The sequence below is a fragment of the Bradyrhizobium sp. AC87j1 genome, from assembly GCF_002936975.1.
GTDB classification, from domain to species: domain Bacteria; phylum Pseudomonadota; class Alphaproteobacteria; order Rhizobiales; family Xanthobacteraceae; genus Bradyrhizobium; species Bradyrhizobium shewense.
In genome coordinates this window covers 37547-62264 of record NZ_PTFE01000019.1, presented here as the reverse complement: position 1 = coordinate 62264, position 24718 = coordinate 37547, and the positions used below count along the sequence as shown (strand labels likewise).

Annotated in this window: 26 protein-coding genes; 15 read left to right on the top strand and 11 right to left on the bottom strand. The window is 64.7% G+C overall.

Annotated features, from left to right (window positions below):
* The first annotated feature begins 192 nt into the window (after nt 1-192).
* From msrA to CV770_RS12830, 4 genes are all read left to right on the top strand, one after another.
* On the top strand, nt 193-897 hold the full coding sequence (gene msrA / locus CV770_RS12845) for a peptide-methionine (S)-S-oxide reductase MsrA (RefSeq protein WP_091956497.1): 705 nt from the start codon (nt 193-195) through the stop codon (nt 895-897).
* Nucleotides 898-928: 31 nt separating this feature from the next.
* Nucleotides 929-1348 (top strand): peptide-methionine (R)-S-oxide reductase MsrB, encoded by a 420-nt coding sequence (gene msrB, locus CV770_RS12840; protein ID WP_091956496.1) that lies wholly within the window; start codon nt 929-931, stop codon nt 1346-1348.
* Nucleotides 1349-1453: 105 nt separating this feature from the next.
* Entirely contained in the window at nt 1454-1618 is a 165-nt protein-coding gene (locus CV770_RS12835; RefSeq protein WP_165637301.1) for a DUF3309 family protein, read from the top strand.
* 213 nt (nt 1619-1831) lie between these two features.
* A complete protein-coding gene (locus tag CV770_RS12830; RefSeq protein ID WP_018318374.1) occupies nt 1832-2125 on the top strand; it encodes a hypothetical protein in 294 nt (97 codons plus the stop codon).
* Nucleotides 2126-2261: 136 nt separating this feature from the next.
* Here the strand turns inward: CV770_RS12830 and CV770_RS12825 are convergent, their stop codons facing one another.
* Nucleotides 2262-2816, bottom strand: coding sequence for a DUF4112 domain-containing protein (locus CV770_RS12825; protein ID WP_104462593.1), 555 nt, complete (start codon nt 2814-2816; stop codon nt 2262-2264).
* Between the two features lie 59 nt (nt 2817-2875).
* A complete protein-coding gene (locus CV770_RS12820) occupies nt 2876-3301 on the bottom strand; it encodes a DUF5413 family protein (protein ID WP_091956494.1) in 426 nt (141 codons plus the stop codon).
* A gap of 143 nt (nt 3302-3444) precedes the next feature.
* Here CV770_RS12820 and CV770_RS12815 point away from each other — a divergent pair, with 143 nt between their 5' ends.
* From CV770_RS12815 to CV770_RS12805, 3 genes are all read left to right on the top strand, one after another.
* On the top strand, nt 3445-3687 hold the full coding sequence (locus CV770_RS12815) for a hypothetical protein (RefSeq protein WP_201759826.1): 243 nt from the start codon (nt 3445-3447) through the stop codon (nt 3685-3687).
* A 36-nt stretch (nt 3688-3723) separates the two neighbouring features.
* On the top strand, nt 3724-3954 hold the full coding sequence (locus CV770_RS12810) for a hypothetical protein (protein WP_026202008.1): 231 nt from the start codon (nt 3724-3726) through the stop codon (nt 3952-3954).
* Nucleotides 3955-4213: 259 nt separating this feature from the next.
* Nucleotides 4214-4480: a hypothetical protein gene (locus CV770_RS12805; protein ID WP_165637300.1), complete on the top strand. Its 267-nt coding sequence runs from the start codon at nt 4214-4216 to the stop codon at nt 4478-4480.
* Nucleotides 4481-4555: 75 nt separating this feature from the next.
* On the opposite strand, the gene CV770_RS12800 is transcribed toward CV770_RS12805, so the two are convergent.
* On the bottom strand, nt 4556-6163 hold the full coding sequence (locus CV770_RS12800; RefSeq protein WP_104462591.1) for a hypothetical protein: 1608 nt from the start codon (nt 6161-6163) through the stop codon (nt 4556-4558).
* A gap of 37 nt (nt 6164-6200) precedes the next feature.
* On the bottom strand, nt 6201-7493 hold the full coding sequence (locus tag CV770_RS12795) for an adenylosuccinate synthase (protein WP_104462590.1): 1293 nt from the start codon (nt 7491-7493) through the stop codon (nt 6201-6203).
* A 421-nt stretch (nt 7494-7914) separates the two neighbouring features.
* On the opposite strand from CV770_RS12795, the gene CV770_RS12790 reads away from it, so the two are divergent.
* From CV770_RS12790 to CV770_RS12780, 3 genes are all read left to right on the top strand, one after another.
* Entirely contained in the window at nt 7915-8847 is a 933-nt protein-coding gene (locus CV770_RS12790) for a DMT family transporter (protein ID WP_104462589.1), read from the top strand.
* A 288-nt stretch (nt 8848-9135) separates the two neighbouring features.
* A complete protein-coding gene (locus CV770_RS12785) occupies nt 9136-10071 on the top strand; it encodes a DMT family transporter (RefSeq protein ID WP_165637299.1) in 936 nt (311 codons plus the stop codon).
* 97 nt (nt 10072-10168) lie between these two features.
* Entirely contained in the window at nt 10169-11146 is a 978-nt protein-coding gene (locus CV770_RS12780) for a Bug family tripartite tricarboxylate transporter substrate binding protein (protein WP_091956490.1), read from the top strand.
* Nucleotides 11147-11380: 234 nt separating this feature from the next.
* On the opposite strand, the gene CV770_RS12775 is transcribed toward CV770_RS12780, so the two are convergent.
* On the bottom strand, nt 11381-13066 hold the full coding sequence (locus tag CV770_RS12775; RefSeq protein WP_104462620.1) for a methyl-accepting chemotaxis protein: 1686 nt from the start codon (nt 13064-13066) through the stop codon (nt 11381-11383).
* A gap of 258 nt (nt 13067-13324) precedes the next feature.
* On the opposite strand from CV770_RS12775, the gene CV770_RS12770 reads away from it, so the two are divergent.
* From CV770_RS12770 to CV770_RS12750, 5 genes are all read left to right on the top strand, one after another.
* On the top strand, nt 13325-14368 hold the full coding sequence (locus tag CV770_RS12770; protein ID WP_028140247.1) for a C-terminal binding protein: 1044 nt from the start codon (nt 13325-13327) through the stop codon (nt 14366-14368).
* Between the two features lie 85 nt (nt 14369-14453).
* A complete protein-coding gene (locus CV770_RS12765) occupies nt 14454-15794 on the top strand; it encodes an ABC transporter substrate-binding protein (protein WP_104462587.1) in 1341 nt (446 codons plus the stop codon).
* A gap of 140 nt (nt 15795-15934) precedes the next feature.
* Nucleotides 15935-16891: a carbohydrate ABC transporter permease gene (locus tag CV770_RS12760; protein ID WP_018317857.1), complete on the top strand. Its 957-nt coding sequence runs from the start codon at nt 15935-15937 to the stop codon at nt 16889-16891.
* Nucleotides 16884-17786: a carbohydrate ABC transporter permease gene (locus CV770_RS12755; protein WP_038948453.1), complete on the top strand. Its 903-nt coding sequence runs from the start codon at nt 16884-16886 to the stop codon at nt 17784-17786. Before CV770_RS12760 ends, CV770_RS12755 begins: the two co-directional genes overlap by 8 nt.
* 85 nt (nt 17787-17871) lie before the next feature.
* Complete coding sequence (locus CV770_RS12750; protein WP_104462586.1) at nt 17872-18936, top strand: esterase-like activity of phytase family protein; 1065 nt, start codon at nt 17872-17874, stop codon at nt 18934-18936.
* 137 nt (nt 18937-19073) lie between these two features.
* Here the strand turns inward: CV770_RS12750 and CV770_RS12745 are convergent, their stop codons facing one another.
* The 6 genes from CV770_RS12745 to CV770_RS12720 form a co-directional block, all read right to left on the bottom strand.
* Nucleotides 19074-19904: a TonB family protein gene (locus CV770_RS12745; RefSeq protein WP_104462585.1), complete on the bottom strand. Its 831-nt coding sequence runs from the start codon at nt 19902-19904 to the stop codon at nt 19074-19076.
* Entirely contained in the window at nt 19904-20344 is a 441-nt protein-coding gene (gene exbD, locus CV770_RS12740; protein ID WP_104462584.1) for a TonB system transport protein ExbD, read from the bottom strand. The genes CV770_RS12745 and exbD overlap by 1 nt, the downstream gene beginning before the upstream one ends.
* Nucleotides 20345-20347: 3 nt before the next feature.
* Nucleotides 20348-21124, bottom strand: a complete 777-nt coding sequence (gene exbB / locus CV770_RS12735; RefSeq protein WP_104462583.1) for a tonB-system energizer ExbB — start codon at nt 21122-21124, stop codon at nt 20348-20350.
* A gap of 26 nt (nt 21125-21150) precedes the next feature.
* Entirely contained in the window at nt 21151-21666 is a 516-nt protein-coding gene (gene hutX, locus CV770_RS12730; protein WP_104462619.1) for a heme utilization cystosolic carrier protein HutX, read from the bottom strand.
* 24 nt (nt 21667-21690) lie between these two features.
* On the bottom strand, nt 21691-22023 hold the full coding sequence (gene hmuQ, locus CV770_RS12725) for a heme-degrading protein HmuQ (protein ID WP_104462582.1): 333 nt from the start codon (nt 22021-22023) through the stop codon (nt 21691-21693).
* A gap of 94 nt (nt 22024-22117) precedes the next feature.
* Nucleotides 22118-24469 carry a TonB-dependent hemoglobin/transferrin/lactoferrin family receptor gene (locus tag CV770_RS12720; RefSeq protein WP_201759825.1) on the bottom strand — a complete coding sequence of 784 codons (2352 nt, stop codon included), beginning with the start codon at nt 24467-24469 and terminating at the stop codon, nt 22118-22120.
* Between the last annotated feature and the right edge of the window lie 249 nt (nt 24470-24718).

The window sequence follows — 24718 nt, the reverse complement described above, 5'->3', positions numbered from 1 at the left end:
CACCGGTTCATCTAGCGCGGAGCTGCTGGCGCCCGGCTATCCCGCGCGGCGCGTTTCACAGACTCGTGTCCGTCCCACCGTAACAATCGGCGGCCGCGTCCGTACCTCGGATGGTGCGAAAACCCAGCCGGGCAACTGTTCGTCCGGCTCCGACCGCCCTAGACTGTCAGACCTTCCGAAAGAGGATCCGCCATGCGCCGACCTGCCCTCGCCTCCCTGCTCGCCGCAACCACCGCCCTTTCGCTAACCTTTGCCGCGCCGTCCCGGGCTGCGGAGGATGCGGTCGTGATCCCCGCCCCCGCCATGGATACGGCCCCTGCGAGCGGGATCCAGACCGCCGTGATCGCCGGCGGCTGCTTCTGGGGCGTGCAAGGCGTCTTCCAGCACACCGCGGGCGTCGTCAACGCGGTCTCCGGCTATGCCGGCGGCACCAAGGCGACCGCCGACTACCAGACGGTCTCGAGCGGCCGGACCGGCCATGCCGAGGCGGTCGAGATCAAGTACGACCCGAAGAAGATCTCCTACGGCAAGATCCTCCAGATCTACTTCTCGGTGGCGCACGACCCGACCCAGCTCAACCGCCAGGGCCCCGACGTCGGCACGCAATATCGCTCGGCCGTCTTCACCACCTCCGACGAGCAGAAGAAGGTGGCGGAGGCCTATATCGCCCAGCTCAACGGCGCCAAGGTGTTCAGCAAGCCGATCGTGACCAAGGTCGGCGCGCTGGAGGCCTTCTACCCGGCGGAGGCCTACCACCAGGACTATCTGACGCTGCACCCGAACCAGCCTTACATCGCCTATAACGACCTGCCCAAGGTCGAGAACCTGAAAAAGCTGTTCGCGGATAACTACATTGAAAAGCCGACGCTGGTGAGTGCCAGCAAGGCCACCAACTGATCGCGGGATCACCGAAACAAACGGGAGACCCATGCCCGACACCAAAATGAAAACCACGGACGACAAGGTCATCAAGAGCGAAGAGCAGTGGCGGCGCGAATTGTCGCCGATGCAGTACGCGGTGCTGCGCGAGAAGGCGACCGAGCGTCCCTTCTCGGGCGAGTATGAGCACGACCACCGCGCCGGCACCTACACGTGCGCCGGCTGCGGCAATGTGCTGTTCGAGTCAGACGCCAAGTTCGATTCCGGCTGCGGCTGGCCGAGCTTCACCCAGCCCGCCGTCGAGAGCCATATCGACGAGGAGCGGGACGCGAGCCACGGCATGATCCGCACCGAGGTGCTCTGCTCCAAATGCAGCGGCCATCTCGGCCACGTCTTCCCCGACGGCCCCGGGCCGACCGGCCTGCGCTACTGCATCAACTCGGCCGCGCTGAAGCTGGAGCCGAAATAAGGTTGCGCGCGGCCCGGTTCCTTCATGGAACCCGGCCGCGCGATGTGCTTTTCTCGTCTGGCGTGCGGCCGATCATCGCATTTGGCGGCCGCCAGGGAGGATGCCATGCGACTCGGGACCGTCCTGATCATCCTGGTGATCATCTATCTGATCGGCGGCCTGTCCGGCCGCGTCGGCGGCTACGGCTATGGGATGGGCCATTCCGGCATGGGCATCGGCGGCGTCGTGCTGGCGGTGCTGGTCGTCCTGCTGCTGCTTGGCAAATTATAAGCCATATAAGTCATTGAAATAACTTAATTAATTTCATCCGCGGAGCTGCCATGCGCGGATTCATCATCTCCCATCGCGGGGGTCGCATTTTTGTCAAATCGGCCTATATTAGAGGGCGAAAATGGCATGTGCGGCGGGCTCGCTCGATTGCGGCCCCTGCCCTCCCAAACCCCACGCGCTTAAAGCCCCAGAGAGATCACGAGGTCTTTGACCATGCGTCCACTGCGTCCGTTCAACTTCAACACTTCCGCCGAACTCTTCCCCGCCGCGATCCGCAAGAAGAAGCGCGCAGGCTTCACCTATCGCCGGTTCGGTACCGCGGCTGAAGCCGTGCAGTTCGCGATGGAGCAATTGCCGACGGATTCGCTGAACGGCGCCTATCTCCAGGTCGAGGAAGCGCGTTTCGACCAGAACGGCATCCGCTCGCTCTATGAGAGCGAAGCCTTCCCGTTGCCCCGCCGTCCCAAGCCGGCGCCGGCCGAGACCGACGCCGCCGACGCGGCCTAAGTTTTCGCAAGCCTCCGATGTGCGCAGAAAGCGCGATGGCCGAAAGGCTGTCGCGTTTTTTGCGTTTGGGGGGTTCTCCCCGCAGCGGCGCATCATCGACCAGATGGACTCGCGGCAAGCGCTCCCAGCCGCCGCGCTAAATCCGCGGCTGCTTGTCAAGCCAGCGGCGCAAAAGGCGCACGTTGCGCATGTTGGCGCGGAACATGACGTCGAAAGCGTCGCCCGCGAACGGGACCATGCCGACCACGCCGTCGAGCGCGACATTGCCGAGCATGCGGGCGGTGAGGTACCAGGGCGCGCCCAGCGCGCGGGCCTCGCGCACCAGCCACAGCGAGATCGCCGTGGTGATGATGTCGCCGACGACGGGGATCAGGCCGATCAGCCCGTCGATGCCGTAGCGGATGTTGGTGCCGGGCAGGATGAAGGCGACGTCGAGCAGCTTGGCGATCGCCTCGATCCGCGCGATCCGCTGCTCGCGCGTGAGATTGCCGAACGGGCTCCCGGCGAACGGATTGTCCTTGCCCAGCTCGAAACCGAACTCGCGAAAGCCCGGCTCCAGCGTTTCAGGGCGGATTTCCCGGCCGTCCTGATCGATGATCGGCCCGCGTGCCTCGCTACCGGAAGCGGTCGCGCGCGAACTCCCCGAACGGGATCTGCGTGGAGCAAGGATATCGTCGTCGGACATGGTCATGGCCTTCAGGGAACGCGCTAGCGCGGCGGAGGTTGCTGCGCCGCGCCCGAACGTCGCGCTCAGGTCGGCGCCGCCACCGGCTGCGGCTCCTTGATGTATTTATGCACGAGCCAGGACGAAATCACCGCCGGCACGAACCCGACGAGGCCATACAGGATGAACTGCACCGCGCCCGAATCCGGCCCGCGCGAGCTGTAGGTGAGCGAGGCCAGCACGAAGGCGAACAGGCCGACCAGGAGCATCCGCAAGCCCGGGCCGATCCGCCTGACATGCGTCAGGATGTCATCCACCGCGCCGATCATCAGCGAAGGCAGGAAGCCGAACAGGTAGCTGTATTGCAGGGTCTTGAAGAACACCGCGAACAGCTTGCCGACCTCGCCGAGACTGGTCTGGGTCCAATAGCCGGACTGATAGGTCGTCGTCAGCAGCAGCAGGAACCCGCCGACGAACGGGCCAACCAGCGCAAACACCAGATAGCGTTTCATCAAACACCCTTTCACTTCGCCGGTGTTATAGCAGCGCCGCGGGAACCTTGAATAGCGCGGCGAGCTCCGCCTTTGGGGGAACAAGTGGCAAGGCGACGAGTTCAGACAGGACCTGAATTATCCCTGTCAGATTGGAGCCGCCGATGGCCCGCAAATTTCTCCTGGCGACGATCACGCTGGCAGCCCTGAGTAGCCTGTCGAACGCACCCGCTCTCGCGCAAGGCCACATGGGCTCGCCGCAGGAACAGCAGGCCTGCTCGCGCGACGCCTCGCGCTTCTGTCGCAAGGACCTCGGCAATGACGGCGCCGTGCAGGGCTGCCTGCAAGCCAACCGGGCCAAGCTGTCGCGCTCTTGCAGCAAGGTGTTTCAGAGCCACGGCATGTGAGGGACCGACCATCCCCAGCGAACGGAGAGTGAAGCCATGTTGCGCGACGAACAGCTCTCGATCCTGCGGGACATCAGCCAGTCCGTTGCCTTCGCCGACGACCGCCACGGCAAGATCGGCGAACTCATCGCCGACGGCTACGTGATGAAGGACGGCGATCTATTCGAGCTTACGGCCAAAGGCGTCACCGCCGTCGAGGAACACGCCGCCGCGCTCGGCGCGAGCGATGTGGAACAAGCGAGCGCATCTTTCGATCGGATGATCTGATCGCGCGCGCACGCTTTGTGCGTGACGTCCACGCAACAATTGCAAATTCCTTTGCGCCTGCCATTGCAGCCACGTGACAATGGCGCATACTTCGCTCGGGCGGCGCAGCACTTTTCGATTCGAACATCATGAAATCGAGCGACCACATGCGGGACTAGAGTTCCCGACGTGAAGGCTGTGACATGCGGCAGATCAAGCCGTGTGCGGCGCCCCAAAAACCAAGTGGCTCAAGCTCACGGAACTCGGGGACGCATTCTACATGACACGCTATCAGACGATCGCTTCGCTCTTCGCCGTCGCAACCACCGCCATTGCACTCCAGACCTCACCCGGCCTCGCCTTCTCATCCGAAGCGCAGCAGATGTGCACGGGTGACGCGATGCGGCTGTGCTCCAGTGAGATCCCCGACATTCCCAGGGTCAGGGCCTGCATGGTGCGGAACAAGGCCCAGGTCAGCCCCGGCTGCCGCGCCGTGATGGACCGCGAGGCGGTCGCATCGCGCAAGCGGGAAGCGGCGGCGCAGTAAGACGGCTCAATTAAACTGAGCCGCTGAGCGCGAAGGGCCGTTGCTTCACCTCTCCCGGAGGGAGAGGTGAAACGCCTAATCGCCCCACTGCGCGAAAGCGTCGTTGAAGGCGCGCTCGCCGGGGGCACCCTTCTCGATGGCGATGATGGCGCGGCGCTGGTTGGCGTAGACCAGCGGCACGTCGAACCACGAGCGCTCCTTCAGGAGCTGGACGTTGCGGGAGCGGTCGGCGTCGACATTGGACAGGCCGACCAGGAAGAAGCCGTCGGTGACCTTGACCGCGAGGCCGGCGAGCGGTGTGCCGCGCGCCTGCTCGTTCGACTTCATCAGGATGCCCGGCACGTTGGAGACGCTGCCGCCCGGAAAATCCGGCGGCAGGATGAAGGTCAGCTCCGCCGTATGGCTCGCCGGCAGCGAGGAATCGGTGTTGCGGCGGAACGACATCGTCATCTTGAACTTGCGGTCGGGGATCTCGATGTCGGCGCGCACGGCGACGTCGGCCTTCTGGGCGCCCGAGGCCTTGATCGGCTCGAGCCGCCACACCACCGAGCCGACATATTGCTTGCCCTTCGGATCGGACGGATCCTCGTCATAGAGCACGACCTTCTGCGCCACCGGCGCGACCGGCTGGTCGCTGGCCGAGGGCTGGCCGACACGATCCGGAATCTTCGGCTTGCTCTGCGGCTGGGACGGATCCTTCGGCGCCTCCACCACCTGGGTCGGCGAGGACTTCAGCAGGTTGGTCGCGATCTGGACCAGCTGCTTGCCCCAGAGGATGCCGGCGCCGACGAGGATCAGCACGATGCCGACGGCGATCGCACTCTTGAACGGGAAGGCGGAGCGCGTGCGGGCGCGCTTCTTGGCGTCGCGCTCGGGCGCGATGCGCGGACGCGGCGACGGCGGCTGCGGCGCGTAGCGCTCGGCCTCCTCGACCGACTCGTCGTAGGAATAGGGCGCGTCCTGCTCGCCGGCGCGGTTTTCCAGGCTCGGCTCGAGCCGGTCGAATTCCGGCGAAGGCGAGGGCACGTTGGCGTAGGTGCGGCGCGCGGCGCGGCTGGCCTGCGCGGCAGCGCCTCCGAGATCATTGGCGTCGGCCGTGATGTCGCGGAAGCCGCGCACGCCCGGTGCCGGCGGCAGCGGCGGCGGAGGTCCGACATCGGGCGGACGACGCGCACCAGCGCGATCGCGCCCGGCCGCCGGCTCCGGCATCGGTGGGGGGGCGGACGGTCCCGGTTGGCGCGGGGCGTCGAAACGAGGCGCGCGCGGCGGACGCGGGGCCTCGCCTTGGCCATCGACGTTGAAGGAGGGACGGTCGGCGCGCGGCGGCGGCGGGGCCGGACGCGTCCGCGGCGGGGCCGGCCCAGCCGCAGCCGGGCTGCCTTCGGCGGCTCGGGTGCTGGCGCGGCGGAAGGCATCGCCGCTGCTGCCGCTGCGGGCGCCGCCACCGGGGCGCGAGGCCTCGCGGGCGCGCTGGGCAGCCTCCGATTCGACCTTGCGGACGGCCTCCTCCAGCGACAACCTTTCGCGGGTGATCTCGGATTCGGAGAGCGGCGGCTGCACGCTGCGGAGCTGCGCGATCAACGCCGTGCGCGCCCGCTCATAGAGCGCGCGACGGCTTTCGCCGGGAGCGTTCGGGTCCAAGGCGGCAATAGCGCGGGCGATCAGCGGATAGTAATCAGCCATTTCAACTCAACTATACGCGCGTCCCGGTAAGATATCGTTAAGCCTCAAACGGATTTTGCACCAGGATAGTATCTTCGCGTTCGGGGCTGGTGGAAAGCAGCGCAACCGGGCACCCCACCAATTCCTCGATCCGCCGGACATATTTGATGGCCTGGGCCGGCAGGTCGGCCCAGGACCGCGCATTGGCGGTCGGCTCCTTCCAGCCCTCGATGGTCTCGTAGATCGGCTCGACCCGGGCCTGGGCGCCCTCGCCGGCGGGGAAGTGGTCGATCTCCTTGCCGTCGAGCTTGTAGCCGGTGCAGACCTCGATCGTGTCGAAGCCGTCGAGGATGTCGAGCTTGGTCAGCGCCAGGCCGTTGATGCCGCAGGTCCGGACCGCCTGGCGGACCAGCACGGCGTCGAACCAGCCGCAGCGGCGCGGACGGCCGGTATTGGTGCCGAACTCGCGGCCACGCTCGCCGATCCGGCGGCCGGTCTCGTTGTCCTGCTCGGTCGGGAACGGGCCCTGGCCGACGCGGGTGGTGTAGGCCTTGCACAGGCCAAGCACATAGCCGACCGCACCCGGTCCGAGGCCGGCGCCGGTCGCGGCCTGCGCCGCCACCGTGTTGGACGAGGTGACGTAGGGATAGGTGCCGTGGTCGACGTCGAGCAGCGCGCCTTGCGCGCCTTCGAACAGCATGCGCTTGCCTTCACGCCGCTTGATGTCGAGCAGCCGCCACACCGTCTCGGCGTAGGGCAGCAGCTCCGGCGCCAGCGCGCTCAACTCCTTCAAGATCACCTTGCCGTCGAATTCGGGCAAGCCGAGGCCGCGGCGAAGTGCATTGTGGTGGGCAAGCAGCCGGTCGATCTTGTGCGGGAGCGTGTCGAGGTCGGCGAGGTCCATCAGGCGGATCGCGCGGCGACCGACCTTGTCCTCATAGGCAGGCCCGATGCCGCGGCGGGTGGTGCCGATCGCGGTCGCCGCGCTGGCGGATTCGCGATGCGCATCGAGTTCGCGGTGCAGCGGCAGGATCAGCGTGACGTTCTCGGCGACGCGCAGGTTCTCCGGCGAGACCGCAACGCCCTGCGCCCGCAGCTTGGAGACCTCGTCGAGGAAGGCGGCAGGATCGAACACCACGCCGTTGCCGATCACCGACAGCTTCTGGTCGCGCAGCACGCCGGAGGGCAGCAGCGCGAGCTTGTAGGTCTTGCCGTTGATCACCAGCGTGTGGCCGGCGTTATGACCGCCCTGGAAGCGGACGACGATGTCCGCCTGCTCCGACAACCAGTCGACGATCTTGCCCTTTCCTTCGTCGCCCCACTGGGCGCCGACGACGACAACATTGGCCATTCGCGGGTAATCCTTCGAAGATTTCTCTGTAGGTGGCATGATCCGAACGGAAAATTGGTACCCACTTTTCCGGAATCATGCCTGCGCCCAGCCCAATTCCCGGCCAGAGGCCGTTCGCACGCGAGGCAGCCCAACCGGATAAAGGAAGCAGCCTCTCTAGGCAAGCAAGAACGGGGCATTTTCAGGGCTTCGGGGCCACTCCAAGCCTTTGATATCCCCGGAAAATCCAGAAACCTTCGCGGGGGCGCGCGAGGCTTCGACCAAAGCGTGAGAGGCTCAATCCGCCGCTGCATGGTCGCGATGCGTCCGCCCCCCGTTGATGCAGCCCCGATTTCCGTGTCTTTGGACAGCGCCGGGCGATCAGCCGGCCCGGATCCCGCCGGGCTGGAAGCCTCGGCGCACGCGGGGCACGCCAATCCCAATGTCCGCCACCGGCCAGACCACGAGCGCGGAGACATCCGGCCACAGCTGGATCGCCAACCAGCCCTATCTGCTGCTCAGCATCACCGCGCTGTGCTGGGCCGGCAACGCCATCGTCGGCCGGCTCGCCGCCGGCCACATCCCGCCGGTCACGCTGTCGTTCCTGCGCTGGTTCTTTGCCTTCCTGCTGGTGCTGCCGTTCGCCTGGAAACACCTTGCCCAGGACTGGCCCGCGATCCGCGGCAGGCTCGGCCTGATGATCACGCTCTCGGTCACCGGCATCGGCGCCTTCAACACGCTGCAATATTGGGCGTTGCAGCATACCCAGGCACTCAACACGCTGCTGCTGCAGTCGGCCGCGCCGCTGGTCGTGGCGCTGTGGTCGCTGGCCATCCTCGGCATCCGCCTCACCGCGGCGCAGGCGTTCGGCGTGCTGCTGTCGATGTGCGGCGTGCTGACCATTCTGCTGCACGGCGATTTCACCACGCTGTCGAACATCGAGTTCAACAAGGGCGACCTCATCTTCATCGTCGCGCTCGTCATCTTCGCGCTGTATTCGGTGCTGACGCTGAAACGGCCGCCGATGCACGGCCTGTCGTTCCTCGCCTTCACCTTCGGGGCCGGCGCGGCCTGCCTCATTCCGCTGGAGATATGGGAATTGTCCGCGCGGCCCGTGATGAAGCTCGACGGGCCGAACCTCTTGACGCTGTTCTACGTCGCGGTGTTTCCCTCGACGCTGGCCTATCTCTGCTTCAATCGCGGCGTCCACCTGATCGGCGCCAACCGCGCCGCGCCGTTCTTCCACGTCGTGCCGGTGTTCGGCTCGATCATGGCGATGGCATTTTTGAGTGAACACCCGCAGGCGTTCCACTTCATCGGCTTCGCGCTGGTGCTGGCCGGCGTGTTCGCGGCGTCAAGGAAGCAGGCGACGTAGTTTATCCGAACTCTCGTAGGGTGGGCAAAGCGAAGCGTGCCCACGCACTTTTGCGATCGAGAGAGATGGCGGGCACGGCGCAAGTGCGCCTTTGCCCACCCTACGAGTCCAAGCGAGCAAAGAGTTACCCCTCACTCACAGAGGAGAGGGGCAAAGCCCACACCGCGTCACCATGTTCAACATATTAACCGCCAAAGGCGCCTCCTCAGGGTTTGCCTGCATTGTAGCATTGCGGCGGCGTGACTTGTGCCGCGTCGGCAATCCGGCGCAAGCTCGTATCCAACGCCAATGACGACCGCTTCGCCCGCGCCACCAGCCTCCAGTCCGGCCAGCTGGCTCAACAACCAGCCTTATCTGCTGCTCAGCCTGAGCTCGCTGTTCTGGGCCGGCAACATCGTGCTCGCGCGTCATGTCGGCGCGCATGTGCCGCCGCTGACTGTAACCACGATCCGCTGGTTCGGCGTTTTCCTGATCCTGTTGCCGTTCGCCTGGCCGCATCTGAAACGCGACTGGCCTGCCCTGCGCAAGAGCCTGCCGCTGATGCTGTTCCTGTCGCTGGTGGGCTTCGCCTTCAACAACGCGATCTCGTACTGGGCGATGCAATATACGGAGGCGCTGAACGCGCTGCTGATCCAGTCGGCCGGACCGTTGTTCGTGGCGCTGTGGTCGCTGGTGCTGTTCGGCGTGCGGCTGACGGGTGCCCAGTTCGCCGGCATCGCGATCTCGCTTCTCGGCGTATTGATCATCATTTTGCGCGGCGATCTCGCCGCGCTCGCGAGCATCAGCTTCAACAGGGGCGACATCATGTTCGCCTCCTCGCTGGTGGCGTTCGGGATCTACTCGGCCTTCATCCCCCGTCGGCCCAAGATCCACCAGCTCTCCTTCCTGTCCTTCACCACCTGCTGCGGCGCGACGATGCTGCTGCCGACCGCGATCTGGGAGGCAGCAAGCGGCCGCGTGCTGCAATTCGACGGGACGACGCTGGCGACGCTGGGCTACATCCTGATCTTTCCCTCGACGCTGGCCTATCTCTTCTTCAACCGCGGCGTGGCGCTGATCGGCCCGAATCGCGCCGCGCCGTTCTTCCATCTGGTGCCGGTGTTCGGCTCGGCGATGGCGATCGTGCTGCTCGGCGAAAAGCTGCAGCCGTTCCACCTGATCGGCTACGCGCTGGTGCTCGCCGGCGTCGTGATCGCCTCACGCCAGGGCTCGGCGGTGAAGTAATTCCGCGACGCGGAGAGAAGGCGACAAACTCGCGCCTTCCGATTTCAACGAGGAGGCGCTAGGTTCCCCGCCAACCAAAAAGAGGGGACGTTCAAACATGCTTTCCGGGCTGATTCGAAACCTGCGTGCCGCCAGCGCGGCCGCATTGTGCCTCGCCGCCGCATCCACTGCACAGGCCGATACCTGGCCGAGCCGAAACATCACGCTGGTTTTGCCGTTCGCGGCCGGCAGCGGCACCGACACGACGACACGGCTGATCTCGCAGCATCTGTCGCAGGCGCTCGGCGTCGGCATCATCATCGAGAACAAGGCGGGCGCCAACGGCATGCTCGCCGCAAGCTATGTCGCGAAGGCCGCCCCCGACGGCTACACACTGCTGGTGACGACCAACACCACGCATTCCGCCAATCCCTATCTGCTCAAGAACCTCACTTACGATCCGGTCAAGGACTTCACGCCGATCGCGCGCACCGGCGACCTGCCCTTCATGCTGGTCGTCAATCCGGAAGTGCCGGCCAAGACCGTCGCCGAGCTGGTCGCCTACGGCAAGGCCAATCCGGGCAAGCTGAGCTACGCCTCGGGATCGTCCTCCGCGATCGTGTCGGGTGCGACCTTTGCGCACAATGCCGGGCTCGACCTGCTGCACGTGCCCTACAAGAGCTCGCCGCCGGCGCTCAACGACGTCATGGGCGGCCGCGTCTCGATGATGTTCGTCGACATCCTGACCGGCCTGCCCCACGTCAACGGCAACGCGCTGCGCGCGCTCGCTGTCACCACCAAGGACCGCTCGCCGCTGGTGCCGAACCTGCCCTCGATGCAGGAGGCCGGCGTGCCTGATTTCGACATCTCGTCCTGGCAGGGCTATTTCGGCCCCGCCGGCATGCCGAAGGAGATCGTGACCCGGCTCAACGCCGAGATCCGGAAGATCGTCGAGAAGCCGGAGATCAAGGCCCAGCTCGCCACCCTCGGCATGGACGCATTCTCGGGCACGCCGGAGCAGCTCGGCACGTTCGTGAACGAACAGCTCGTGCTGTGGGAGAAGCTGATCACCAACGCGAAGATCGAGAAACAGTGAGCTCCGTCATTCCGGGGCGCGCGCTAGCGCGAGCCCGGAATCTCGAGATTCTCAGGTGCGCAATTGCGCACCGTAGTTCGATGCTTCGCATCGCCCCGGAATGACGGCGCAAGGCCCAGGCTCTCGTAGGGTGGGCAAAGCGAGGCGTGCCCACCGTTAGGTCGTCGCAAAAAAGAAAGGTGGGCACGGCGCTTCCGCGCCTTTGCCCACCCTACGAATTTCGAGCGTTTGGCCTTACGCCGCGCGCACCTTGGCGAGGAAGCCGTCGACGGCGCTGCGCAGTGCGCCGGACTGGTTGTCCAACTCGCGGGCGTTGGAGAGCACGTCGGTGGCCGCGGTGCCGGTTGCTTCCGCAGCCGACGTGACGCTGCCGATATGGGCGTTGATCTCGCTGGAGCCCGCCGCGACCGACTGGATGTTGCGGGCGATTTCGCGGGTCGCCTCGCCCTGCTGCTCGATCGAGGCGGAAATGCCGGCGGTGATCTCGCTCATCTCGGCGATGGTCTGGGTGATGCCGGAGATGGCCGTGACTGCGTCGCTGGTCGAGGTCTGCATCGCCGCGACCTGCGCGGAGATCTCCTCGGTCGCCTTGGCGGTCTGGTTGGCCAGCGCCTTGACCTCGGAGGCGACGACCGCGAAACCACGGCCGGATTCGCCGGCGCGTGCCGCCTCGATGGTGGCGTTGAGCGCGAGCAAATTGGTCTGCGCGGCGATCGAATGGATCAGCTTGACGACCTCGCCGATCTTCTCTGCGCCGGTCGAGAGCACCTGCACGGTGGCGTTGGTACGCTCGGCGTCGCTAACGGCGCGGCTGGCGACTTCGGTCGAGCGCGTGACCTGGCGGGAGATTTCCGCAACCGAGCTCGACAGCTCTTCGGCGGCCGCCGCGACCGTGCCCACATTGCCGGAGGCCTTTTGCGAGGCAGCGCCGACCGTCGCCGCGCGCGAGGAGGCGTCGCTGGCGGTCGCGGTCATCGACTGCGCCGTCGTCTGCATGCCGGCCGCGGCCGAGGAGACCGAGCGAACGATGCCGTTGACGCTGCGTTCGAAGTCGCTGGCGATGCCCTCCATCGCGCTGCGACGTTCCGCTGCGACGCGCTCCTTGGCATCGGCCTCGGTCCTTTCGAGGTCGCGGATGCGGACCGCGTTGTCCTTGAAGATCTGGACGGTGGCGGCCATCGCGCCGACCTCGTCGCCGCGGCCGACGCCGGGAATGTCGCCCTCGAGCTTGCCGTCGGCGAGATCCTTCATGCGGGCGCCAAGCAGCGCCAGCGGACGGCTGATGCCGCGGCCGATCAGCCAGGCGACGCTGCCGGCGACAATGAAAATGCCGAGCATGGCAAAGCCGAGCAGCCAATAGACCGGGCCCATCTTGGCGTCGATGTCGTCGAGATAAGCGCCGGTGCCGAGATACATGTCGAAGCCGGGCACCGCCACCGCGTAGCCGATCTTGCGGATCGGCGTCGGCTGACCGGGCTTCATATATTCATAATGCAGCAGGATCGAACCGTTGGCCTTGACGCCGTCCATCAGCTCGACGGACAGCTTGCGGCCGTTGGTCACGACATCCATGCGGTTGGTGCCGATCTGCTTGGGATCCGGCGCGAGCTGCGTGATGCCTTCATACGACGTACCGAACAGATAGCCCGCGCCGTTGTCGTAGGTCATCGAATTGCCGTAGCGGCGAAGCTCGGCCATGGCCGCGTCCTTCGTCAGCTCGCCGGCGTCGACGCGCTTCTTCAGAGCGCCCGCATAATTGCGTGCCAGCTCGACGATCGCCTTGGCCTGATCGATGCGCGCATTCACCATCTCGCGCTTCATCAGATAGCCGGCGAGGACACCGGAGATGCACAGGCCGAACAAGGTGACGCCGACAAGGATGCCGAGCTTCGGGGCGATCTTCAGATTGCTCAATTTCACGATTAGCTCCGGCAATAATGGGATACGGGCGCGCGACAGATCGATCGAAATCGAAATAACTTTTAGGGAGAGAGCCTTAGCAAGTTACTTACGTGCCTCCGTAGAAGCCCGGACGCAGCCGCCAAAAACGGCAATTTATCCCCGCGCCGGCAACCGACGATTGTACGCAGCCGCTCCGATTTCGCGTAAAAGACGCAAAGGCCCGCCCGCGGAGGCGGGCCACAACAAGAACCGACAAACCAAATCGGGAGCGAGAAAATGCCGAAATACAGGGTGGTGACGCCGAAGGGCGCGAGCTTCACGGTCGCGGGCAGCGACTATTCCTTTGAGCGCGAGGCGCTCGATCCGATCGACGCCGAGATCATCGAGGCTCCCGCCGACGAGGCCGGGTTCATCGCCGCCGCAAAGACCGCGGACGCCATCTATGCCAAGGGCATCCCGATCACCAAGACCATCATCGACAGCTTGCAGACCTGCAAGGTCATCACGCTCGGCTCGGTCGGCGTCGACAGCGTCGACGTCAAGGCCGCCACCGCGCGCGGCATTCCCGTCACCAACATTCCGGACACTTTCATCGAAGAGGTCGCCGACCACGCCATGATGCTGCTGCTCGCCGGCTTCCGCCGCCTGGTCGAGCAGGACCGCATGGTGCGCAGCGGCCGCTGGGCCGAGGGACGGCCGGCGCTGCTCAAGGTCCCGAGGCTGATGGGCCAGACGCTCGGCTTCGTCTCGTTCGGCCGCGTGGCGCGTGCGGTTGCGAAACGCGCGGCGCCGTTCGGCCTGCGCATGATGGCCTACGATCCCTTCATCCAGGAAACGCTGATGTACGATCACGGTGTGATCCCGGCGACGCTGAACGAGGTGCTGTCGCAATCCGACTTCGTCTCGATGCATGCCCCGGCAAGGCCCGAGGTGCATCACATGCTGACCGAGAAGCACTTTCGGCAGATGAAGAAGGGCTCGATCTTCATCAACACCGGGCGCGGCGCAACCGTAGACGAGGAGAGCCTGATCAAGGCGCTGCAGGAAGGCTGGATCGCGCACGCCGCCCTCGACGTGCTGGAGAAGGAACCGCCCTCGCACAACAATCCCCTGCTCGGCATGGAGAACGTGACCCTGACCGCCCACGTCGCTTCGGCCTCGGCACGGTTTGACGAAGCGCGCAAGCGCCGGGTGGGCTACGAATTGTCACTGGTGCTTCAGGGCATGTGGCCGGTAAGCTGCGTCAATCCGTCGGTGCTGCAAGACACCACGCTCCGTCGCTGGCAACCCGTCAGCATGGATCGCGGGCCGAACAGCTAAGCGGCAGGCGCCGAGGCGCCGATATCCGAAACGACCCTTCACCGGCGATCAACGCCGGGAAGGGAGATATCATAGGGAGGAACTGATGAGGAACGACATCACCCGTCGTGATGCCTTGGCGCTGGGCCTGTGCGCTGCAACGTTCGCCGCCACCGGTGCTGCAGCGCAAACATCCAATATCAAGGCCGCCGACGTGGCGGCGCCCAAGCGCGAGATCGAGAAGGGCGCATCCCTGCGCATGCTGCGCCCGGTGCGCTTCGTCCAGGCCGACGAGGATGTGTTCCGCGCCAATGCAGCAAAGTTCACCAAGGAGACCGGCGTCGAGGTCAAGGTCGATTTCGTCGGCTGGGAGGACATCAACCAGCAGACCGCGGTCACCTCGAACTCCGGCGCGGGCCCCGACATTATCATCGGCTTCTCCGACGCTCCCCACATCTACGTCGACAAGCTGATCGAGCTGACCGACGTCGCCGACTATGTCGGCAAGCGCTATGGCGGCTGGCTGCCGCTTGCGCAGCGCTACGGCAAGAAGAACAAGAGCGACGCCTGGATCGGCCTGCCGTTCGGTGCAACCGCGGGGCCCCTGATCTACCGCAAGTCGATCCTGCAATCGGTCGGCTTCGACAAGGTGCCGGAAGACCATGCCGGAATCCTCGACCTGTGCCAGAAGCTGCACAAGGCCGGCAAACCAGCCGGCTTCGCGCTCGGCAACGCCAAGGGCGACGGCAACGGCTTCGCCAATTGGGCGCTGTGGTCGCACAATGCTTCCCTGCTCGACGAGGAAGGCAATGTCGTCATCAACAGCAAGGAGACCATCGCGGCGCTGAACTGGGTCAAGCAGATCTACCCGACCTTCATCGCCGGCACGCCATCGTGGAACGACGTCAGCAACAACCGCGCCTATTCCTCGCAGGAGATCTCCCTGACCGCCAACGGCGTCTCGCTGTACTTCTCGCTCAAGAACGACCCGGCGACCAAGGCGATCGCCGAGGACAGCGAGCATCAGCTGCTGCCCAAGGGCCTGGCCAAGGTCTCTCCGATGGCGGGCCTGACCCTTAATGCCATGGTGTTCAAGCACAGCCAGTACCCCAACGCCGCAAAGGCCTTCCTGCAATACATGCTGGAAAAGGACCAGTACGAGCCCTGGCTCAACGCCAATTCCGGCTACTGGTCGCAGCCGCTGGCCGCCTATGCCGAGGCCGCGGTGTGGTCGCAGGATCCCAAGGTGAAGCTGTTCAAGGACACGATGAACAGCACTTACTATGACGGCTACAAAGGCCCGATCTCGACGGCGACCGGAGCTGTCAGCGCCGACTACGTGCTGATTCAGATGTGCGCGTCCGTTGCGACCGGTGCGGCCACGCCGGAGGCCGCCGCCGCGGAAGCCGAGCAGCGCTGCAAGCGGTACTTCCGGCGACAGCGGTAACGCGCGACGATAGAGCCGTCGTCATTGCGAGGAGCACTTGCGACGAAGTAATCCAGACTGCAGCCGCGGCGACAGACTGGATTGCTTCGCTTCGCTCGCAATGACGGTGTGGTGACGTTCAACGATAGGACAACACATTAATGTCCGTGACGACACTCTCCTCTCCCGTACTTGCCCAGCGGCAACCGAACTGGCTGGTGCGGCTGTTCGACTACAAGCCGTTCCTGATCGTGATGTGCCTGGCGCCCGCGATCGGGCTGCTCTCGGTGTTCCTGACCTATCCGCTCGGCCTCGGTATCTGGCTCGCCTTCACCGACACCACGATCGGCCGGCGCGGCGTCTTCGTGGGCCTGGAGAATTTCCAGTATCTGCTCACCGATCCCTTGTGGTGGAACGCCGTGTTCTACAGCGTGGTCTATACGGGCATCGCGACCTTCGGGAAGTTCGCGCTCGGCTTCTGGCTCGCGCTGCTGCTCAACAACCATTTTCCGTTCAAGAGCATCCTGCGTGCGATCATCCTGCTGCCCTGGATCGTTCCGACCGTGCTCTCGGCGCTGGCGTTCTGGTGGATCTACGATCCGCAGTTCTCGATCATCTCCTACCTGCTGGTCGACGTGCTGCACTGGCGGTCGGGCAATGTCGACTTCCTCGGCTCGCCCTGGCCGGCCCGCTTCTCGCTGATCGCCGCCAACATCTGGCGCGGCATTCCCTTCGTCGCGATCTCGCTGCTCGCAGGCCTGCAGACCATCTCGCCCTCGCTCTACGAGGCCGCGATGCTCGACGGCGCCAGCGCCTGGCAGCGCTTCCGCTACATCACCTTCCCGATGATGATGCCGATCCTCGCCATCGTCATGACGTTCTCGATCATCTTCACCTTCACCGACTTCCAACTGGTCTACGCCATCACCCGCGGCGGGCCCGTCAACTCGACCCATTTGCTGGCGACACTCGCCTTCCAGCGCGGCATCGCCGGCGGCGAGCTCGGCGAAGGTGCGGCGATCGCGGTGTCGATGATCCCGTTCCTGATCTTCGCGACGCTGTTCTCTTATTTCGGCCTGGCGCGCCGCAAATGGCAGCAGGGAGAGGCCAATGACTGATACCGTCGCGCAAACCGCCACTGTGGCCGACGCGAAAGCGGCACCTGACACCATGGCCTGGGATTCCGGGCTGCGGCGGCTGATGATGATCTATCTGCCGCTCGGCTGCTTCGTGCTGATCCTGCTGTTCCCGTTTTACTGGATGGCGATCACCTCGTTCAAGCCGAACGCGGAGCTGATGAATTACAAGGATCACAATCCGTTCTGGATCTCCTCGCCGACGCTGGCGCACATCAAGCATCTGCTGTTCGACACTGCCTATCCGCGCTGGCTCAAGACGACGATGCTGGTGGCAATCGGCTCGACCACGCTGTCCCTGATCGCGAGCACGCTCGCCGCCTACGCGATCGAGCGCCTGCGCTTCCGCGGCAGTCCTTATGTGGGCCTCGGCATTTATCTGGCCTATCTCGTGCCGCCGTCGATCCTGTTCATTCCGCTCGCCACCGTCGTGGTGCAGTTCGGCCTGTTCGACTCACCGCTGGCGCTGATCCTGGTCTATCCGACCTTCCTGGTGCCGTTCTGCACCTGGCTCCTGATCGGCTACTTCAAGTCGATCCCCTATGAACTCGAGGAATGCGCGCTGGTCGACGGCGCCACCAGACTTCAGATCCTGCGGCGGATCACGCTGCCGCTCGCGGTGCCCGGGCTGATCTCGGCCGGCATCTTCTCCTTCACGCTTTCCTGGAACGAGTTCATCTACGCGCTCGCCTTCATCCAGAGCGGCGCCAACAAGACCGTGCCGGTCGCAATCCTGACCGAGCTCGTCACCGGCGACGTCTACCAATGGGGGGCGCTGATGGCAGGCTCGCTGCTGGGCTCGCTGCCGGTCGCGATCTTCTACTCGCTGTTCGTGGACTACTACGTGTCCTCGCTGACCGGCGCGGTAAAGGAGTAGATCGCGGCTGCGGCGTTTGGCCCGGTTTCACAAAACTGCAACACGCGATCCGCATAACGCGTGCGTCCGCCAACAGGAGACGCACATGCGCGCGACTTTTCTCAGCACCGTCGCAACGATCATTCTCGCCGCGAGCCCAGCGCTCGCGCAGAGCGAAGGTGAATTCCCCGCCAAGCTCGCCGGCCACGTGGTGATGCCGGCCGCCACCTTCATCGACGCCCCCGCCGATGCCCCCGCCGATCTCAAGACTTCAGGGAAATACACCACCGGCAAGCGGGTCGACGCGCTCGGCACCGTGATGGGCAAGTCCTATGAGCGCGCGACCGGCGTGTCGCTGCCGTTCAAGGGCCAGCCGCTCCAGGGCCATTCCGGCATCAAGACCATGCCCGACGGCAGCTTCTGGGTCATCACCGACAACGGCATGGGCGCGCGCGCCAACTCGCCGGATTCGATGCTGTACCTCAACCGCACGCCGGGCGCGCCGGGCGCGACCTACACCAACGTCAACCTCCGCCGCTCCAAGGGCTATGAGGGCTTTGCGTCCTCCAAGGACGGCAAGTTCCTCTACGGCCTGCTCGAGGGACCGCTGTGGGACGCCGAGAAAAAGGACTGGGAGAAGGTCGACGGCAAGGAAGCCTCCCGCATCCTCGAATTCGACGTCGCCGCGGAAAAATTCACCGGCCGTTACTGGCAGTATGTGTTCGAGCAGAACGGCAACGCCATCGGCGATTTCAACATGATCGATCAGGCCTCCGGCCTCATCATCGAGCGTGACAACGGCGAAGGCACGGCCGACAAGGCCTGCCCGCAAGGCCAGCGCGGCGAGAACTGTTTTCCGGATCTTGCCAAGTTCAAGCGCATCTACAAGATCGAGCTCACGGAGGCCAATGTCGGCAAGCCGGTGCGCAAGATCGGCTATATCGACCTCATGAAGATCAGGGATCCCGACAAGAAGGCGAGGAAGCCGCTCAACGACGGCGTCTACACCTTCCCGCTCTTTACCATCGAGAACGTCGATCGCGTCGACGACACCCACATCATCGTCGGCAACGACAACAATCTGCCGTTCTCCTCCAGCCGCGATCCCAACAAGGCCGACGACGACGAGTTCATGCTGCTCGAGGTCGCGGACTTCCTGAAGGCAAAGTAAACTGACGCTCTCTCCTCCCCCTCTCCCCGTTCTTACGGGGAGAGGGTTGGGGTGAGGGGCTGCTTCAACGATCACGGTGAGAGACGATTCGTGGAGAGTCCCCTCACCCCGCTTGCGGGGAGAGGTGAGGAAGAGCCTCACCTCACCGTAAATTCCACCGGTATCGAAAAGCTCATCGACCCGTTCTTGATCTCATCCGGGAACGGCGGAAACGGCGAGGCCTGACGCACCGTCGACATGGCCAGGGCATCAAAGGCGGCAACGCCGGATGAGCCGGCAAGGCGGCTGGACGTGACCTGCCCGCTGCGGCTGAGGGTGAAGCTCAGCCTGGCAACGCCGCGCTGACCGCCGCCACCGCTCGGATATTGATGAAAGCGCATCAGATGCGCGCGGACGCGTTGATTGTAGGATGCAATCGCGGGGGCCGCCGCGCCGGCGCTCTGGGCCGATGCCATCGGCGCCTCACGCTCGGCGCGCGGTGGTGCGCTGGTGCGCGGCGCGGGCGCCGCATCCGAGGGCTTCTTGGCCTCGCGGCGAACCACCTTCGGCTTCGCTGGGGCGGGCTTTTCGACCGGCACGATCTTCGCGGGCTCCGGCTCGGCCGGGGTCGGTTCCAGCTTCTGCTCCGGCGGCGCCACGACATCAGGCTTCTCCTGCGGCGGCGTCGGCGCAATGGTCTCCTCGGCCATCTGATGCTGCACGGGCTCCGGCGGCGAGGCGTCGGCCTCCTGCATCACCGGTCCCGGCGCAACGTCATCCTGCGTCGACTGTGGCGCCGAGGTCACCTGTGCCATGTCGACCATGATCGCCGGCAGGCTGACGCCCTGTTCCGGTTGCGACCTGATCCAATTCATCGCAAGCAGCGCGGCGGCCACATGCAACATCACGATCACCACCGCCGAGAGGCCCCAGCGCGTGGCTTCACTCTCGCAGAGCGGCTCGTGCAGGGCAAAGGCGTTGGCACTCATCAGCTGCGTCCGTCGAGGCCGACGAGGGCGACCTTGAGATAGCCGGCGTTGCGCAAGGTGTTCATCACCTCCATCAGGTCGCCATAGGAGACTGCCTTGTCGGCACGCAGATAGATGCGCTCGTCCTTGCGGCCCTTGGTGGCGGCACCGAGCGAAGTGCTGAGTGCGTCGCGGGCGACGACGTCTTCGCCAACCGCGATGGACAGGTCCGGCTTGACGGTGACGAAGACCGGCTTGTCGGGCCGCGGCGCCGGCTCGGCCGCGGTTGCCGGCAGATCGACGCCGATGTCGACGGTGGCGAGCGGGGCCGCCACCATGAAGATGATCAGCAGCACCAGCATCACGTCGATGAACGGCGTGACGTTGATCTCATGCGTGACCTCGAGATCATCCGGGTCGCCACGCTTGAGCGGCGAGCGTGCGCCGAGCTTTGCGCCCATGGCCTACTCCGCCGCTCGCGCCAGACGGAATTCTCTATGGTCGCGCTGGCGGCTGACCAGCAGCATGAGCTGCGCCGAGGCATCGCCGAGCAGAGCGCGATAGTTGGCGATGCCGCGGACCAGGTGATTGTAGATCACGACCGCCGGGATCGCCGCGACGAGTCCGAGCGCAGTGGCGAGCAGCGCCTCCGCGATGCCGGGCGCGACCACCGCAAGGCTGGTGGTGTGGCTCTCGGAGATGCCGATGAAGGCGTTCATGATGCCCCAGACGGTCCCGAACAGGCCGACGAAGGGCGCAGTGGCGCCGATGGTCGCGAGCACGCCGGTGCCGCGCGCGATCTGCCGCGACATTGCCGCCTCCACCCGCTCCAGCCGCAGCGCCACCCGGTCCTGAAGGCCGTCATCGAGGATGCCGCCCGAGAGCTCGGCTTCCCTGGCGCAGGACTGGATCAGCTGGGCGACGGCATCGTGCGCGTCACCGGCCCGTGCCGATGCCTCAGCCAGCGTCATGTTGCTTTCGAGCCCGCGCGTCCGCTGCAAGGCGAGCGCGCCCTTGCGGCGCAGCTCGATGGTCTTGGCGAGCCACACCGTCCATGTCACCAGCGAGGCGACGGCGAGCCCGATCATCACCGTCTTCACGATGATGTCGGCGCTGACGAACATGCCCCAGGGCGACAAATTGCGCGGTAACAGGGCTTCGTCGATCGCGAAGGCCGGTGTCGGCGCGAGCGCCAGCGCGATTGCAATGACCACGTGCCGAAGCCTGGACTTGCCTTGCATCCTGATCTCCCGACAACAGAGGGAAGCTACGCCATGGGCTGTGCTGCGATCCGGGCCGCGAGTTGCCGGAACCGCGCCAGCTGATCCGCCCGCAGCGCCCTTGTCTCGTCGCGGCCGACGAAGACCTTGAACATGATGCCGCCCTCGACGTTCACGAACGCGACGAAGGCCGATGACTTGCCCATGAACGGGCGCTCGACGAAGGCGACGCCTGCGCAGCGCTCGTGGCGAAGATGGCCGTGCAGACCCTTCGGCTGCATCAGGTTGAAATAGCCGCGGCCGATCTCGCCCGCAGGAATAGCGCCCGTGAACTCAAAGATCGCATCATCGCTGTGCACGATCAGCGTGACCTCGCCCCACTCCGCGATGTCCTGCATGGCAGCGGCAAAATGCTCGCCGCCGCCAATGTGCACCATGGAGGATGGAAGCGCCTCGATCACGCTGCGCGGGCTGACCTTGCGCTCGCGCGCAACGTCCTCGATCACCGCGCCCGGATTGTCGGCCATATGGACCTTGAGATCGGCAAGATCGGTACTCAACATGTCCGGCTCCTCTGCCATTGCAATCTAAGCGGCTACGGCCTTGCGCTCGCTCTGGATCACCTCAAAGCCTTCGAACTTGGGATGGCCGAGATACAGGCTCTCGCCGGTGGAGTTGTCGGCGCGGGCATGGGCACGACGAAACTGGTCCGAGCGCGTCCAGGCCTCGAACGCCGCCTTGTCGACCCAGGTGGTGTGCGACGAATAGAGCGTGTGGTCCTCCGCCTCCGGGCCCTTCAGCAGGTGAAACTCGACGAAGCCCGGCATGCTGCCGAGATAGGATTCACGGGTGGCCCAGACGGTTTCGAACGCGGTCTCCGCGCCCTTCTTCACCTGGAAACGATTCATGGCGATGAACATCAAAGTCTCTCCTTCTGATCAAAACGAAACACGTCGAAGCCGCGCTGGAGCATCAGCGCGGCCCGGCGGAGATGTGGCGCTGCGAAGCTGGCGGCTACGCACCTCCAAAGTGGATCTTCATGCCGGCCTTGTAGACCCTGCCCGGTCCCGGGGCTGACCACAGCACATCGTTCTGCGACGTGCCGTCGGTCGAGCTGCCGGGAATGGCGTAAGGCCGGTAGTACTGGTTCAAGAGATTGTCGATCGAGGCCGTAAACACGATGTCCCTGGTCGCATTGTAGGTCATGTACAAATTGACCAGCTCGTAGCCGGTCGCAGGCAGATAGCCGGCGGGTACATCGTTGTTGGCACCAAACGAGGCCCATTGCGCCGTCAGGATCAGGGTGCGATCGAGCAGCCGGACGCCGCCGGTCGTGACAACCTTGCGCGGGGTGATGGTCGCGAGCCCGACATTCGTGACGGCGTTCTTGCCCTGGATGTAATGGCCGGCGACACCGATGAACCAGTTGCCGGCATCGTACATCGTTTCCGCCTCAAAACCCTGGATGCGGGCCTGCGCGATGTTCTGGTACTGGTAGAACTGGCTGAAAGAGCCGAACGGCGGCACCGCGACCGGCGCCGAGGCGACGAGGTCGATATAGTCACTGACGTCGTTACGGAAGAGATTGATCTTGCCGCGGAACGAGTCACTGGCGCTGAATATGTTGTCGTACTTCAGATTGAAGCCGACCTCCTTGTTCTTGCCGACCTCAGGACGCAGGTTAGGGTTGGGCAGGAAGCAGAACAGGCCGACGGTGCCGTCCGGACAAGGGAAGAAGGCCGGTCCGCCACCGGTCGCATGCGCGCCGGAGATTACCGTCTCGGTGATCGATGGGGCGCGATAGCCTTCGGCGTAGCTGACATAAGGCTGGAAGCCCGGGACCGGAGTCACGCCGAGGGTGATCTTGGGCGAGAAGCGATCGCCACTCGCATTGGTACCGCCGGACTGCAGATTGTAACGGTCATAGCGGATCGCGCTCACCGCCTCGAACCAGGTGTTGTAGTTCTGTTTCAGTTGAATGAAGCCGCCCGACACGGTGCGGATGCCGCCCGGCGTGGTGATGTTGGAATTACCGCGGCGGTCGGTCGTGATGACGTCGTCCTGGAATGCGTCGACGCCGTAGGTCACCGCGTTGCGCCAGTCGCCGACGTTGAAGCGCGTGGTGTTGTTGGCGTCGAAGCCAAACGTATCGAGGATATAGCCGCGCTTGTCACCGACACAGCCGGAGATGTTGTTGCCGACATTGCCGGCGCCGCAATAGGCCGAGCCGGATGTCGAGTAGTGATAGGTCTTGGTCTGGTCGTTGTCGGTGCGATTGCCGTAGAGCGATATGTGCGAGTCGAACAGATTGTCGCTCGGCAGCGAATAGTTCCAGGTCACCGTTCCGGTGTAGTTCTTGGTATCGGACGCATAGACCGACGAGCCCTGATACAGCGCGCGCTGCGCCGCCGTCGCGACCGGGCCCCGGTTGAACTGGCCGACATCGTACTGGTAGTCCTGAAAGACGGCCCCGAACTTGACTTCGTGACCGATCGCGGGCCGCACGGTGAGCTTCATCAGCCCGCCTTCGACCTGGTTGCCGGTGTTGCCGATCTCGGTGCCGTTGCCGTCCTTGTAATTGCCTTGCGTGCGATAGACCGCGCCGCCGAAGATATCGACGTCGGGCGTGGCGCGCACGCCGCCGAAGACCGAGCCGAGGCCGCGATTGTTGTTGGAGCCGTAGGAGCCGGAGAGATCGACGCCCCAGCGCTCGCCGGGACGCAGCACATCGTCGATGTCCTTGGTGCGGAACGAGACCAGGCCGCCGATTGCGCCGGAGCCGTAGATGTTGGCGGTCGGACCGCGCACGACGTCGACGCCGCCGATCAATTCGGGATCGAGGAAGAAGGAGCCGTTGGCGTTGTGGCCGGTGCGCTGATAATTCTGCCGCGCGCCGTCGACGACGACAGCGACGCGTCCGAAATCCTGCAGACCACGAATGTTGATGACAGTCGCTGGATCATCGCCGCGTTCCTGGAACGACACGCCGGGCACAGCATAGAAGATGCCCGACAGCCGGTTCGGCTGAAGACCCTGTATCTGGTCGAGCGAGATCGAACTGACCGGTGCGAGCGAGTCGATGGCGCGCTCCTTGGTCTTCGTTGCAGCCGCGGTGATGGTGTCGAGCGCCTGAACCTGCGCCGTGCCGCCGGCCTGGGCTCGGGCGTTGAGGACCTCCGGCGTTGCCTGCTGCGCGGCTAGCGGCTTCGCCGGCTTGCGCTTGGCCTGCTTCGGCCGTTCCGTCGACGCGCGCTCAGCCTGCGGCTCGGCGGTCTGTGCAAGACCGCTTTCCGTCGTCATTGCCGCAAATGAAATTACCGACGCGCCCAAAATCAAGGCGCGCGAATACCTAGCCCCGTCAGCCATATCAGCCCCAGCCTGCACTTCACTCTATTATTTCAGGTCTTTTGGCTGGCGTGCGTTCGCAACGCGAACGACTGGCTGGCTGATTTCTCAAGACGCGGGCAAGTCACCCCGCCGCCATAATTGGTTACGTGGCAACACTCTGACGGTCAATGACATCAGGTTGCAGTTTATATCGATTGTAAATTGCAGCCGTTGGAATGCGCTTCGTGCCGCTTATACAAACAAGCAAGCAGCACTCCAGAGTTTCGA